The 15,091-nt window shown below is 43.5% G+C and carries 12 protein-coding genes; 5 read left to right on the top strand and 7 right to left on the bottom strand.

Going from position 1 to position 15,091, the window contains the following annotated elements:
• Nucleotides 1–200: 200 nt before the first annotated feature.
• From CH376_RS21525 to CH376_RS21500, 6 genes are all read right to left on the bottom strand, one after another.
• Nucleotides 201–683, bottom strand: a complete 483-nt coding sequence (locus CH376_RS21525; RefSeq protein WP_243394855.1) for a hypothetical protein — start codon at nucleotides 681–683, stop codon at nucleotides 201–203.
• A gap of 543 nt (nucleotides 684–1,226) precedes the next feature.
• A complete protein-coding gene (locus CH376_RS21520) occupies nucleotides 1,227–2,447 on the bottom strand; it encodes a hypothetical protein (RefSeq protein ID WP_100787740.1) in 1,221 nt (406 codons plus the stop codon).
• Between the two features lie 62 nt (nucleotides 2,448–2,509).
• Entirely contained in the window at nucleotides 2,510–3,226 is a 717-nt protein-coding gene (locus tag CH376_RS21515) for an ABC transporter ATP-binding protein (RefSeq protein WP_100787739.1), read from the bottom strand.
• Nucleotide 3,227: 1 nt separating this feature from the next.
• Complete coding sequence (locus CH376_RS21510; RefSeq protein ID WP_100787738.1) at nucleotides 3,228–4,466, bottom strand: ABC transporter permease; 1,239 nt, start codon at nucleotides 4,464–4,466, stop codon at nucleotides 3,228–3,230.
• Complete coding sequence (locus CH376_RS21505) at nucleotides 4,466–5,281, bottom strand: efflux RND transporter periplasmic adaptor subunit (RefSeq protein ID WP_100787743.1); 816 nt, start codon at nucleotides 5,279–5,281, stop codon at nucleotides 4,466–4,468. The genes CH376_RS21510 and CH376_RS21505 overlap by 1 nt, the downstream gene beginning before the upstream one ends.
• A gap of 16 nt (nucleotides 5,282–5,297) precedes the next feature.
• The gene (locus CH376_RS21500) at nucleotides 5,298–6,017 is read right to left on the bottom strand and encodes a TetR/AcrR family transcriptional regulator (RefSeq protein ID WP_100787737.1); all 720 of its coding nucleotides are present in this window, start codon (nucleotides 6,015–6,017) and stop codon (nucleotides 5,298–5,300) included.
• Nucleotides 6,018–6,364: 347 nt separating this feature from the next.
• On the opposite strand from CH376_RS21500, the gene CH376_RS21495 reads away from it, so the two are divergent.
• Nucleotides 6,365–8,344, top strand: coding sequence for an LTA synthase family protein (locus CH376_RS21495; RefSeq protein ID WP_100787736.1), 1,980 nt, complete (start codon nucleotides 6,365–6,367; stop codon nucleotides 8,342–8,344).
• Between the two features lie 40 nt (nucleotides 8,345–8,384).
• Here the strand turns inward: CH376_RS21495 and CH376_RS21490 are convergent, their stop codons facing one another.
• On the bottom strand, nucleotides 8,385–10,301 hold the full coding sequence (locus CH376_RS21490; protein ID WP_100787735.1) for a phosphoethanolamine transferase family protein: 1,917 nt from the start codon (nucleotides 10,299–10,301) through the stop codon (nucleotides 8,385–8,387).
• A gap of 647 nt (nucleotides 10,302–10,948) precedes the next feature.
• On the opposite strand from CH376_RS21490, the gene CH376_RS21480 reads away from it, so the two are divergent.
• From CH376_RS21480 to CH376_RS21465, 4 genes are all read left to right on the top strand, one after another.
• Nucleotides 10,949–11,413, top strand: coding sequence for a DUF2721 domain-containing protein (locus CH376_RS21480; protein WP_100787742.1), 465 nt, complete (start codon nucleotides 10,949–10,951; stop codon nucleotides 11,411–11,413).
• Between the two features lie 191 nt (nucleotides 11,414–11,604).
• On the top strand, nucleotides 11,605–12,411 hold the full coding sequence (locus tag CH376_RS21475) for a hypothetical protein (RefSeq protein WP_100787734.1): 807 nt from the start codon (nucleotides 11,605–11,607) through the stop codon (nucleotides 12,409–12,411).
• A gap of 182 nt (nucleotides 12,412–12,593) precedes the next feature.
• Complete coding sequence (locus CH376_RS21470) at nucleotides 12,594–13,583, top strand: IPT/TIG domain-containing protein (RefSeq protein ID WP_100787733.1); 990 nt, start codon at nucleotides 12,594–12,596, stop codon at nucleotides 13,581–13,583.
• A 227-nt stretch (nucleotides 13,584–13,810) separates the two neighbouring features.
• Entirely contained in the window at nucleotides 13,811–14,956 is a 1,146-nt protein-coding gene (locus CH376_RS21465) for an aromatic ring-hydroxylating oxygenase subunit alpha (protein WP_100787732.1), read from the top strand.
• The last annotated feature ends 135 nt before the right edge of the window (nucleotides 14,957–15,091 follow it).

Below are 15,091 nucleotides of genomic sequence, written 5' to 3'. Positions count from 1 at the left end.
CAACTCAGGGTGGGGCCCCCGACTTTTCACGGAAGAATCGTCGGAACTCCGACAAAAAGAATCCTCGTTGACAACATGCGATTTTTGTGATAGAGGAAAGTCTCCCGAGTTTTCCCGCCACCTCTCCTCCTCCACCCAATTCAGGGCGGGGCCCCCGACTTTTCACGGAAGGATCGTCGGAACTACGACAAGCCCTTCTCCTATATCGGATAGAAAAAGAGTCCGCAGAAAAAAAGGATCAGCCAAAAACCGGTCTCGATCGTTTCACTGAGAGGTTGAATTCTTCTAATTCCTCCGTAAGCGTGAACAATCACCATCAAACCGAAACATCCCAGAAGAATGTTGAAGTAAAACGGTTGCACCTCTCTGTTACCGGCCGCCACAAATCCCATATAACAAAGAACACTCATCACGCTCGCGAGACAGCGCCCGTAATAGATGGATAAGTTCCCCTGCGCCGGGATCTCCCAGCCCAAAACGGCCGCCCATCGAAGCGGAACCAAAAACATAGGAAGCGCAAATACAAAGAAAGTAGAAAATACGAGAATGTACAAAAACAAACTCGATTCAGTTCCCCAAATTCCGACCATAACCTTTTCCTCCGAAAAATCGATAGGAGCGGATTCAAAACCGAGGAGAAAAGTCGAAGACAAAAGGAAATCCTTAAGTAATAACGGCGACATTTTCATCCCCAATGCCGAATAACGCGCATATTCTACATTTATGCCATAATGTTTACTTCATTGACTTAATTTTTTGTAAATCAAAATATTTCGGAATAAAATAAAATGATTCTTAAAAACCGATCCACTTGACTTAAAAGAGCTTTCGTCTTCTCTGATTCTTTTCTCAAAAGGCGGAATTCGATTCCTAAAAAAATAAATCAGGACGAAATTAAATACCTCACTTATAAATCAGAGATCGGCCCTATCTTTGAAAATAGTTTCGTGTGCTCTTTGAAAAAGGTTACTTTTTTCTAATATGATTTTTGGGATGGCAGACGTACGGATTCACTTTGATTCTTATTTTCTTTATAAGAATTTTTGAAATCCCCGTAACTTTTTTTAATTCTCTACGAGGAAAAAAAGGATTCGAAAAGCCGGAATCGTTCATAGGGACGAAGCCAGGCCTCGCAAGATTCGGGAGAATCCTAAAATTTCCGATTCTTCGAACGGGAACAAAAATACATTCAAAAAATAGAATATGTTTTTCGAAAAATTCTTAGATTAAAAATAAACGACTCGAAGGTCGACTCCGCCGTGAGTGACGTGAATCGTATCGGTTTTGATTCCCATGTTTCGGTTGAGAATGGACCAGGAATCTTCGTCCGGACAAAGAATCAATCCGCTGATTTCGACGGGAAGTTCCCACCAAAGTTTGAGCTTTTCACCCAATTTTTTGTAGAAGGAGTTGGTAGTTCCGGCTTCCATTCTCAATCCGTAAGGAGGATTGAGAGGCATCCAGATTCGTTTCGGCTTGCCTGCGCTTTCCCAGATTTCGATAGGAGATCCGCTGAAAAAATCCCCCTTCCAATGCTGCATCGATATCGAATCCGAAATCCGAGAATCCTTTAGAAAAGCCTGATATTGCTCCATTCTTTTCAACGTATATTGAAAGGTCTCTTCGTTGAGTTCGTTCCACCAGACTGCAATCGGACTTTTACCCGGAGGTTTTAGGGTTTTCTTTTTGAGAAAGTCCCAAGTGGATTCGGGAAATTCTCCCATGTCTTGAAACAAAAAAGTTCTCTGGTAGTGGGGAAATCCGATTCCAAAAATAGAATCCACCGATTCCCGGATCAGAGTTCCAGTCCCTGCGAACGGAACAAAAACCGCGTCCGGGTTCGGAAGAATCTTGTGCATTCTCTGAATCAGAAATCTCGCGAGATCTTCCCGGATCGGAGCGGACTTGGAAAGCGGTTTGAACTTTCCTCTTTGGTTGAGCGGTTCTCCGGCGAGACTCACATTCATCACGATCTCGTCGTCCAAAATCATCGCGTTCAATTCGGTCGTTCTTTTTCCGTTAGGCGAAATCGTATGCTCTGTTTCCCAAAGCCTCTTTAGATCTTCCGGGGTCCACTCCGTGATTCCCTTCACTTGAGGATGAAACTGAAGATCCCAATCCTCGGGAAGAATTTGAGATTTTCGAAGCGAATTTTCAAATTCTTTAAAATCAAAAGAACGTTTGAGAGGATACATCCCTAAATTCAGTCTGAAATCACGGACCCAAGGAATTCTTACCAAAAGTTCGAGCGCCTGACGGAAGTTTGCGTTCTCGAGTAAAATTTTTCCCGGAAGAATTTTGAGAAAGGGCGTGGACATCTTCGGAAGATAAGAATCTCCGATGATTCGTTTCGCCGTCTGTTCGGTTTCCTTCGCGGATCCCGTGGGAAGCAGATATTCCCATCTCCTCAGTTGACCCGACTTAAATTTAGGAAACTTCCATAGCATGGAAGTAGAATTTAATATCGCTTCCGTACGGCCTATCTGAAAACTTTCTCAAATCCAAATAATCACCGCGCTTCCTTCGAAACCTTCCGGACCGCCTCCCATTCCTTTCCGGAAACGATCTTCCCATCGACCAGATGAATCTGCCTTTTGGTCTTTGCCGCGAAATCCGGATCGTGTGTTACCACGACGATCGTAGTATTTCTCTCCCGATTCACCTTCGCGAGAATGTTCATCACCACCTTGGTGTTAGCCGAATCGAGCGCTCCCGTAGGTTCGTCCGCGAAGATATACTTCGGATTCATCACGAGGGCCCTGGCGATCGCGACCCTCTGCGCCTGACCTCCGGAAAGTCGATTGATACGGTAGTTCATTCTGTCCTTGAGATCGAATTCTTCCAAGAGATGTTCCGCATAACTTTGATGCTCGTTCAGAAGTCCCGCTTTTCGTGCGGGCATCAACACGTTCTCAAGGGCGCTAAATTCCGGAAGAAGATAATGAAACTGAAAGATAAATCCCATTCTTTTGTTTCGAAATTCGTGGATTTCCTCTTCGTCCATCCGATAGATATCCTTTCCGTCGATATGGATCGCTCCTTGACTCGGAGGATCCAAAGAACTGATCATATAAAGAAGAGTACTCTTGCCCGAGCCGGACTTTCCGGTAAGAGAAACATAATCCCCTTCCTCGATATCTAAGCTGACTCCTTTGATGATCTCCGTATTGCCGAACGTTTTTTGAAGATTAAAAACGGAGATTCCATTTTGAACGGCGGCCGACATTTTATTCTCCCCTTATAATTTCGATCGGAGAAAGTTTTCCCGCGGACCTCGCAGGAATCCAACTCGCGATCAAGGTCGCAACCATCGATTGTAGAAAGGCCTGAAAATAAATCGAAGGCGCGAAGGAAACCACCATCGAACTCGCTCCCGCGGAGAATAACGGATTGGTAAACGGGAGCGATTCGATTCTTAAACAGACTAAAAATCCCACGATCAGTCCTATGACCCCTCCTATAAATCCTAGAATCAATCCCTGCATCAAAAAGATCGTCAGAACCTCTTTCGGCCGAAACCCGATGGAACGAAGGATCGCGATCTCCCTTTTTTTCTGATTGATAATCACATTCAATATATTGTATATTCCAAACCCGGCGACTACCAAAATCGCCGCGGTCATCGAATATCGAATCGCGTCCTGAAGTTTAAAGATCGCGAAAAAACTCGAATTCGCTTCCTGCCAACTAAAGATTTTTTCGTCTCCGAGCGTTTTCCACTCCTCCGCTTTTTGGATGGAACGGTTTACGTCCTTCAAACGGACGGCGATGTCAGTGATCATTCCGGATTGTCCGGTCAACTGTTGAACTTCGGATAACAATCCGTAGGCGATGCTGTCGTCCAATGCCTTGTTTCCCGATCGAAAGATTCCGGAAATGCGGAACGGAGTCCTTTCCTGCAAACCCGCAGTGATCCAGACGGTTTTATCGACTCCCAATCCTAAAAGTTTGGCAAGTCCGTCCCCCAGGATCAGCCGATTCCCGGCGCTCAGTGATTCTACGCTTCCCTCCGTAATGTATTCCGCGAGAGGAGTGATCAAAATTTGTCTGGAAGGAATGATTCCTATGATCTTTCCCGCTTCCTGATTGGAACCGGAATAGAGAAAAATTCTACCGCTGACCTGCGGAGAATAGGCTTCCACTTCCGGATCACGATCCAGTCTCTCATACCAAAGACTCGCCTGATTCAGATGAGTCGATCCGCGTTTTCCCGAAGGAGGGGAAAGCCAAAAGACGTTTTCCTTCGGGAAAAGATCGTCCATCGAATCCGCCCGAATGATCTCTTGTCTCGGAGAAATCCGAACGTGACAGTCCGCGTTGATCAATTGATCGATGAGATACCCCCGAAATCCGAGCAGAACCCCGGAAATGATGATAAAGGCGGCCGTTCCTAAAACGATTCCGGAAAGAGTCGTTATCGTTTGTTTTCCCCGGGCGAGCATTTGCCTGAGTGCGATAAACAACATCAAGGAGCCTCGGAGATCCGGTCTCCCGGTAGAATATCCCCTTCTTTTACTTCGATAAATTGTTCGGATCTGAGTCCCGGGGTAAAAGAAACCGAGGAAGATTTACCGTTTCTGAATATTATAATTTTCTGTTTCTTTTCGTATTTTCTCGGCAGCAAAACGGCGCCCTCTCTCTTTCCGACTTCGATCGCCACGTCGGCGGTCATTCCGGGAAGAACTCCGTCCGGAAAGCGGAACGCTTCGATTCTTGCAAAAAATTGACCGGAGTGGGAGAAGGTTCCTTGAACTTTTCCGGAAACGACTTCGTTCGGCTTCCCTTCAAAACGGATGAGCGCGGTCTGTCCCTTTTTTACGGAAAGAAGAATCTGTTCGTCCAGAGCCACGACCAAATATTTTGCTCCCACCCCTAAGACTTCCACGGCTTGCACGGTTTGAAACGCGACTTCCCCCTCGTGATAACCGATGTCGGAAACGATTCCGTGAATCGGAGATCTTACGGTGGCGAGACCTTCCAACTGCAGAAGGCTCTGACCGGGAAACACCTCGTCCCCTTCGAGAACAAAAACCTTGGTCACCTTGGTCGGAACGCCGACCCGAAAACGAAACGTATCCAAGGAATGAACGGTTCCCAATCCGTAAGCCTTTTCCGAAATCGGACCCGAAATGGCGAAGTCTTCCGATTTCGGTTTAGTCTTAAATTGTAAGATCAAAACCAAAACTACGATAGGAAGCGCCGTGTAAAGAATCCGATAAGGAAGCCGTAAGGACTTGTAAATTCCAAACAAAGACTTGATTGTGTTGACTACGACGTTCATTCTGATCGACTCCATCTTATTTTTTTTTCTTTGTCTTTGTAGATTTAGGGAACGTTTTCTTTTTTTTAGTTTGCGGTTTCACGTTCGAGCGCGTATTTTTTTTAGGCGTAAGACCGTCGGCGACAAATTCGATCGTGCTTTTCAATTCCGATTCAGCCTCCCAATCCTCCCCCGGTTGGAAAAAAATTTCAGTGAGAAAGATATATCCCGAAAGATTTGTGGCGACGAGTCGAAACGCGGATAAGACGGGAATGTCTTTGATAAGACCTCTCTCTTGAAATTCCTTGAGACGTTCCATCATCAACGGCGCGAGTTTTTGTTTAAAAACCCTTTCTAAAATCGCACGAATCTCGACTGAAATCATGGCCTCTTGAACGATGATGCGGATGAGGTTTCTATTTTTACGAATGAACGAAATTCTTTCCTCAAAGACCGCGCTCAAAAATTCTTCGAAAGTCGCATAATCCTGAGAGAAGATCGCCTTCAAACGTTTGAGCGTTAGAGGCGCGATAAAACTTTCCATAATCGGCATCGCAAGACTGAGGAGGAGCTCCTTCTTGCTCTTAAAGTGTTTGAAAATCAACCCTTCCGCGACCCCGGCCTTCTTGGCGATTTCTCCGGTGGTCGTCGCGGAAAACCCCTTTTGAGCAAAGATTTCCATGGCCGCTAAAAAGATCTTTTTTTGACCTTCGGGCCAACCCGGATCCAGTTCTATACTTTCTTTGATTTCCTGCATGGTGAGTGATTACTCACTTATAGTATCAAAGAAGGTTTTTTTGTCAAGCGTCGAAACTCCTTTTTAAGGACCCGATTTTAAAAAACGAAAGAAAAGCGTCCAACACACGCAATTTTGAAATCCGGATTTTTAACCTTCAGAGAACGGGAAAGGCTTCCGAAAACATTCCGTCCTAGTCGAAATGTAAAAGCTCCGTATGCGATTTGTAATCGGTTTCACTTGTATCCGCCTGCGATTTCAGTCGTTTTTGACTTGAGCGCCTGCCTCCGTTCCGGCTTATTATAAGAATCGGGTTTGACCGAAGACGAGTCCGGAAATCCCAAATCAAAAAAATTAAAAGAGCCAGAATGTTTCAACGAATCCCAACTCATCTCAAATTGATTTTTAGTTATGCAGTCTACTTCGCAGTCATTTTACTTTTATACAAGGTCGCGTTTCTTTCGGTTTACTGGTATCGTCTTCACGGAGTTCCGTTGGATGAAATCGCGGTCGCGTTTCTTTTGGGTTTTCGATTCGACGTTGCGGTAATCGGAATGACCCTCGGCGTTTTCGCGTTCTTATCCGTTCTTCCCTACTTGAATCGTTTCAAAGTCTATCGTTTTTTTTGGGGTTACACTCCCATTCTTTTGGGAATCTGGATGATCGCGCACTTGATCGCGGATATCATCTATTTTGAAAACGCAAACAAACACATCGGCTACGAAGGATTCGTCTTTATCGGAAAAGATTTGGGTGTGATTTTGAAATCTGCTTTAGAACAAAACACCGCCACGTTTATCATAGGAATCGGATTCTTACTTATATTTCTTCCTGTATCGACCTGGCTCTTTCTCAAATACAATCCTTACGAATACAAAAGAGAATCCTGGAAAACATACGGAGCGCATATAGGAATCGTTTTGGTTCTTACTGTCATCGCGGTCCGAGGCGGAATTCAAGAATCTCCGATCCGCGCAACGAACGCGATCGTGTCCGGAAACAACTTCGTAAACAACATCGCTCTCAACGGCGTCTTCACTTCGATCATGGATTTGAAAAGCCAATCCATTCCTAAATTCTTAAAATTGGAAACCGACGAAGCCGTGGCGATCGTCAGAAAGGAAATAGAATATCCGGGCGCAGAATTCGTAAGCGACAAATATCCCATCCTAAGGGTTCAAAAGGAAACCAATCCGGGAACTCCGCCTAACATCGTTTTGATTATGCTCGAGAATTGGACCGGAAAATTCATCCGGCCGATCTCCGACGGTCTTGTGGAAGGAAAAGAAGTCGCGCCTCACTTCAATCAACTTTTAAAAAAAGGAAGATTCTACAATCGATTCATCGCGTCGGGAGGAAGAACCACCAACGGAATGATGTCCATTCTCACAGGAATTCCGGATCGTCCCGGTTTGACGGTCGTCAGAACGCATCAGGTATTGGGAAATTTTTCGGGCATCGGAAGCATCTTCAAAAGAATGGGATATGATACTTTTTTCGTGACCGGAGGAGATCTGAGTTTCGACAATAAGAGCACCCTAATGCCTCACTGGGGTTTTGACACGGTGATGGGCGAAAAGGAAATTTCAAAACTCGGAAGATTTAAACTCGGAGCCTGGGGATATGACGACGCAGACGTATTACAATTATTGCATGAACGAATTTCTTCCTCCAAAAAACCGGTCTTAGGATTGGCTCTGACTCTCACGACCCATTATCCTTATAGAACTCCTTCGGAAAAATTCCGAATCTTCGGCCCGGAAACGAGAGACTACGATTTTCTAAACGTGTATAACTACGCGGACTGGGCGGTCCACAACTTCATCACACAAGCCGAGAAGTCGGGTTATTTTAAGAATACGATCTTCGTTTTTGTCGCGGATCATACGCACCATCGATATCTCGACTATTACGAAGACAGAAACGTGCCGTTTCTGATCTACGCCCCCGGAAGAATCGCCCCCGCGTTAGACGAAACCATCGCTTCACAGTTGGATGTGATTCCTACCATATTGGGACTCGTCGGCAAGAAAGCGGTTTTTTCCGCGATGGGCAGAAATCTTTTGGCCCCGGGAAGAACGGAGACTGCCTATTTCGCCTACGGAAACCTATTCGGTTGGATCGAAAACGAACATTTTTATCTGAGATTTTTCGACGGAATAGAGGACCTCTCTTACAATATAATTCCGCCCCGTGAAAAAAATAATTTCTGCGAAAAGGATCCTTCCGTTTGCGAGGAGATGAGCAGAAAGGCCAAGGCTTATCTCAACCTAAGTTACGATCTGTTAAATAGAAACGTAGTCTTTCCGTCGGATGCGGAACTGATTCAACTGGGAAACAAACCGTAAGTTTAGGAAAAGTTGAATTCTCCTAAGCTACATTAGAATTTTAGAATTTGATTCCCGATGTTGAATAGAGGTCTTGACAGAGTCCGCAGGCTTCGAGTTGTTTTCGAATCTCTCTTTTTTTCTCCGCGTCGAGATTCGGCCATAAATTTTTTTTCTCGTTCGGATCGGCTTGAATATCGTAGGCTTCTTCGTCCGGAGGAAACGCATTCAGACGAAGCATGTAATGAAGATTCCCTTGGATGTAACTCATTCCGACCCGATAAAGCGAAGTTTCATTGTTATTGGCGATAAAAATACGCCGATCATCCGGAACGTTTGAAAAAAGGGAACGGCCTTCCAGCCTGGAAAGATAGGCTTTCACTTCGGATTGATTAGAAACTCCTAATATGTCCGCCACCGTGGGAATCAAATCCGTATTGGAGACGTTTCTCTCCGTGTTCTTTTGCAGACGATCTAGCGGGATCGTTTTTTTGAGAGAATCCGGAACAAAAAAAAGCATCGGAATGGCAACCGTTTCGATATGATTGCTTTCTATATGTCCGATATAATCGTGCTCGAAAATGCCTTCACCGTGATCGGAGGTAAAGATCACTAACGTGTTTTTTGAAAGATTTTCTCGTTGAAGAAAATGAAAAACATTCTCGAGAAGTTGATCCAAATACCTCACTGAGTTATCGTAAGGAGCGTAAGCGTCTTTTCCGATCGGGAAAACGATCGATTCTTCCGGAATGATATAAGGGAAATGATTGGTATTCAAATGAAGAACACCGGCGAAGTTCCGATTCTTCTCTCTAAGATCTTTGACGTGATGTTCAAACTCTTCCACGGTCTTGCGATCGTCGATTCCGATATCGTTAAAGACGCTCAATCCGCTGATTTCCTTATTCCAAAGAAAATCGATTCCCGCATTTTTAAAAAAACCGGAAAAATTATTCCAGCGAAAACTATGACTCGAGATATAAAACGTGGAAAGGCCGGCCGCCTGCCCGTATTCCCAAAAAAGAGGAGCGCTGTGGGTGAGTGAGACGGGTTGAATCGGAGAAACTCCCGATAGCAAACTCGGCACCGAAATCAAAGTGGAACTTGAATTGGAAAACGCCTTTTTGAATACCACAACGGAACCGTCGTTCGGATTTTTGGACCAACGATTGAGAAAGGGGGTTGTATCTCTTTCGTATCCGTAAAGTCCCATACTTTTTCTTCGAAGGCTTTCACTCAATATAACGAGAATGTTCATCTTCGGAGGATTTGAACTTAGGTTAAGAATCGGTTTGTTTCTAGACTGCAAACCTGCTGAGCCAAGCCTGTCTCCCGTAAGCATATTGTAAAGATTCCGATTGATAAACGAAATGGAGTTCGTATCGGAAACATAAATCTGATCGTTAAAGCGGGTGTTGTTATGAAAAAATGCGGCGAAAAGAAGAATCGCAAAACTCAACGAAAGAAAGCGGCTCTTTAAAAAACGCGACGGTCTTGGAAACGAAGACGCATTTTTTAAGACAACAAACAAGAATAAAGAAAGAAAAACAAAACCGATCAGACTCCAGATTGTAAGACCTCCCTTGAAGATGGTCCAACTATTGAACGGTTCCTGGAAAATGTAAGAGAAGACGAAAAAATTCGGCATGATACCCGAATACAAATAATAACCGTAGGAACCGATGAGACAGATCGAGTAGCCCAGACTCGCATAGATTAGAAACGCCCAGTAGTAGCGTTTTTTAGAAAAGGAAAACAATAGATTCAAAGTAAGAAGGACGAGCGAGTAAATCAAAATCGAATAAAAAAACGAAAGAAGATAATAGGACCACTGTAGCTTTTCCATCTGACTCACGATTTTCCATCGGAGTATAAGATCCGTAAAAAGTATGATCGACGGTAAAATAAAAACCGAAAAAATCTTGAATTGGAAATCGGAAACGAAAACGTTCCATTTCTGTTTGATCGTTGAAAACAAAAGGGCACCCCGTTCTTAATCGGAAAATCTGATCAAAGGATTTTTTTGTTTCTTCCGATCTCTATCGGAAGCCTTTTTCAGAAACTTTAGAGTAAGCAATTGCTTACATGTTTATTTTTCGAACGCTCCCACAGATCAAGTTTTTTTCATCTCAAATTTGAAAAATAAGGGTAAAACTCTCTTACTAAACCTCATACTTTGAATTTATAGAAAATATAGGTTTTTATAAAAGTCAATTCTCGGAAACCTAATCTTCAAATCCAATCTAGGACTCCTTTCTTTTTGAAAATGACTTCTTTTTTAGGTAAAAAAAATCTAACTTTAGTAATATTCCTAATCGCTCTTTAGACTGAGAACTCCTGTCTCTTAAAATTTCCAGTTCCTAAAGATTTTCCAAAAACATAATATCTCGCAAACTATAACTTTATTAAAAAATTATAAGACAAGAAAATCAGTATTCGGAAAAAAGATCGCCTAACAACAATACAACGGCCATCCGAACGGGTCGGAAAAAGTCTAAATCGTTTTTTTCTTTATGCAGAGAAGATCGCAAAAAGAAGTTCAATTCTGATCGACAAAATAGAAGAGCGGAACAAGGATTGTTCGTGTTCTTTGAATCTCTTTCCAACGCCAATATTCTAACGGGAATGATCACTCCTGCGGTAATGATCACCGCTTGCGCCAGTCTGATCTTTTCCACCGCCAATCGTCTGGGAAGAATCTTCGATCGAGTCAATCTTCTCAAGGCCGAAGTCGAGGGAGTTCTCGCGGGCAAACTCCCCTTTCCCTCGGAAAGAATGGAGAACCTCAAAGTACAACTTAGAATTCAAAGAACTCGTGCGATCTTAATCCAGAGATCGATGGCGTTTCTTTATACGGCGACTTCCCTCTTTGTTCTCTCCAGCCTCGGCTTTGCATTTTCGAGAGCTTTGTTTCCTGATTATTCCTGGTTCGCAACGCTGATGGCTCTCTTTGGAGGCGTTGCTCTTTTCATCGCGAGTATTTTTTTACTCTATGAAAGTCGTTACAATTTGAAATTCATCAAGGGATTGATCGATCTCACTGAATTCTTAGGAAGTAAAATTACGAATTCCGATTCTACTGATAAATAGTTTCACCCTAAGTAAACCGACCGAGCAAAGTTTTTTTCCTCTCTGTCCCATTTCGCTTATCAAAAAACCTCCCTTCCTAAACGGAGAACCTTCTTCCTATCTAAATTTTTTCGCGAGATCGAACTAGTTTTTATTAAAAATTTCGAACTTTTCGAAAAGAGAAGGTCAAATAAGTAAGTAGTTACTTACCAATGAAAAAAATACTTTCTTTTGCGGGATTAAGTCCGCTTCTCTTTTTGTTATTGGATATCTTTCCTTCCTTCTCCTTAAACGCGTTCGGTCCGGCCGGGTCTTTCAATCATATTCGGATCCTGAAGGAATCGTTTCGCGACTTCACTGAAAAAACCGGATACGAAATCCGGGCCGACTGTCAAGAAATGATCGTTCAAGGAAATCTTCGTTCCGATTCGGAAATGATGAACGAAGAAGCGTTTCATTGCGATAACAACAATATCTTCGGATGCGGAATCGAACTCAGAAACTTAAAATCCAAATCCGAAAAGGCCGGACTCTTTACGGATTCGATGAAATATTTAGGGCACGCGACTCATATCATTCAGGACTTTTACGCTCATAGCAATTGGGCGGAAAGTCAACCGAATCCGTCTTCGATCGCGCCTCTGGAGGAGCCATGGCTTTTGCTTTCAAGACCGGAGATACAAACCGGCTACTACGATCTGACTCCGGTCATTCATCATGAGGAAGAAGCGGTCAAATGTTTGGATCTATCGTTCGATGAGATGAAAACCTTTCAACCTTTCGCGACGCATATTTGTCTCAATAAAGATTCCGAAAAATCGTTTCGCGGCGGAAACCCGGTTGAGAACCATCAAAACGTAAATCTACACGAGTTAGCGGGAATGATTGCCGTAGAACATACGACTCAATATTTTGTGGACGCGTATCGAAAGAATCATAAAAATCTAATGCTCTGCCTCGTTCCAAAGAAGGCGAGTTTCTCCTGCAACAACGCGATGTTCAAAATGAGAAACGAATAAAAATCATCCATACCCGATAAGAATTTCTTTTAACGCGTATTTTTATCCGAATCCGCAATCCGTACCAACGCGGATTCTATGGCAATTTCTACGTAGTTTCCGAGGTTCATTTCGGGCATTCCCTCTGATATCCTAAAAGTAGATCATCGCTCAACGATGAATATTCAAAAGGGGTTCTTTGGATGAAAAAAATAGTCGTAATGATTTTGACTACGATTCTATTACTTTTACTTTCAGACTGTAAAAAAGGGGGTTCGGACGACGACACGACTTCTCTTCTGATGCTTTATACGATTCTAAATTCGGAGAATGTGGCGGATTTTTACCCTGAACTCGGAATTCCCGGGAGCACGACTACGATCACAGGAAGCGATTTTTCCGGAAACGCTTCTCAATATTCCGTTACGATCAACGGAACCAGCGCGAGCGGAGTCAATTTAGTAAATTCTAATACTCTAACATTCTCCATGCCTTCGATTTCGGGCATTTCCGAAAACACTACGGTTCCGATCGTGATTACTAAATCGGGTGCAAACGTTCTTTCCAAAACGATTCGTTATCGACCTGCCCCCGTAATCGCTCTCAACCAACCGAACGCGCTCATCGGACGGGTTTCTTCCAAGGACATAAGCAGTTTTTATACCTTTACAACCCCGTCCAACGGAGATCATATCGTAAATATTTTCGGATATCAAGGCGCCAACCTGGATCTATTCTACTACACGTCTCCGACCTCCGCGGCAACTTCTTTAGCAACGGGAACAGGAAGCGATTCAGAGTTCGAAAAAGTCAATTTGACGGCGGGAACGTATATCGTTCAGATTAAGCTCATTTCGGGGGTATTGCCGACTAACTTCAAAACTCATATTGCAAACGGACAGATCACTCCAACCTCGACTTTTAACGAGATCGACAGTCAAAGAAGATGTTATGATTTTATGGGAACCGGAACAACCGCAAAAGCCGCTTCAGGCTGCAATAGCGTGAATGCCGCCTACATTGCGACGAACCGAACCGGCCGATGCACATACCCGTCGGCTTCCGGACTTACAACAAGAAGTTACTATTCTATAGACGGGTTCGGGTTTGATCCGGGATACGCGGAGCAGACTTGCACTCAGGAAGGGTTTGATTCTCCAAATCCAAGCAAGGCCATTTTCCAATCTCTTTGATTTCCTACTTTTAAACGGTTTTCGGCTTTTTGAAAACCGTTGTTCTTTTTACGTTAAAACTCTCAATTATAACTTCATTCCCGATAAATAATAAGCCATTTCATGCGACGTGCCTTGCGTTCCAAAATTGACACAATTTTAAAAATACGAAGTCAATTTTAGAATAGTAGAATGTTATTTTATTCGTAATTTCACATTTATCCAATATTAACTTAGGATGTTTTTTGATGTTCGAAAAAGAAACCGTAGAATTATCCAGACCAAAGTCATTGCCGTTTTCATCCGAAGTCTTGGAACGAATCCTGAGGCAAAGTCGGATTGGGATGCCCGAAGTTTCGACTATTGAATCACTCCAAGCCGAAAATCGCGCCGTTCTAAAGACGGAGTATTATACGGATGAAAAGACATACTCCTCGGAAAAAATTCTCTTTGATGAAAGAGCGGCCGTTGCGGGTTTTCAAGATCAGGTCCAAGCGCCCGGTGATCATTTTGTTTGTAGAATTCACAACCGGGAAATTCTCGTCTTAAGAGACGAGGAGAACGTTATCCGGGCATATTATAATTCCTGCATACATCGAGGAACCAGGCTGGTTTCCGAAAAGAGGGAAAAACCTTTAAAGAAGGTGGTTTGTCCCTATCACAGTTGGACTTACGCATTGGATGGAAAACTGCTCACTTCAGAATGTAAGGTGCCCGAGCGAGGACTCATCGAAATTCCAATCCGCAATTTCGCGGGAATTCTGTTCGTCGGTTTCCAAAAAAATGCACTGGAACATTTAGAACCTGTTTTTCAGGAATTGAAAAACTTTGAGTTAGATTCTTATGTTCCTTATGAAATCAAAACGACGGAGGGAGAATTCAATTGGAAAGTGGGAGTCGAGATTTTCCTGGAATCCTATCATATCTCAACGGTTCATAAGAATTCGGTCGCGGCGGTTATTCCAAAGAACGCTTCGATCTTTGATCCGATCGACGAGCATAGCAGGATCTTAATTCCGAATCGTTCCTTTGAAAGTGTTTCGACTCCGACCAGAAAGGATCTGATCATCACTTACTTTCTATTTCCTTCCACCGTTTTAGTCATCTTTCGAGACCACTTTGCGATGATTCACTTTCAACCGATTTCGAGAGAAAAAACTTTTTGCACACAGGCGATTCTGATTCCGCAGAAAGCGAAAACTCAAAGGATGCGTCGTCATTGGGAATACAACGCGGATTTCTTTTTTAAAACGATCGCGGAAGATTTGGCGCTCGCGGAAGAAATCCAAGTCGGTTTAAAAAGAGGAGGTCCTATTTTTCCGAGTTCCTATGAACCCGCAATCTTTCATTTTCACGATAGCATTCAAAATTTTTTCTCGAACCGTTTTCTTTGAGAATCTTCCTTTGTCGTAGTTCCGACAAAGTCCTCCGTAAAAGTTGCGGGCCCCACCCTAATTGGGTGGAGGTGGTGGGTCGGCGGGAAAAAATCAGGAGTATTTTGGCTATCACAGAAAAGATTTTTTTACCAG

The organism is Leptospira adleri (assembly GCF_002811985.1).
Taxonomy (GTDB): Bacteria; Spirochaetota; Leptospiria; order Leptospirales; family Leptospiraceae; genus Leptospira; species Leptospira adleri.
Note: the sequence above shows the minus strand (reverse complement) of the source record. Positions and strands in the feature narration are given on the sequence as shown.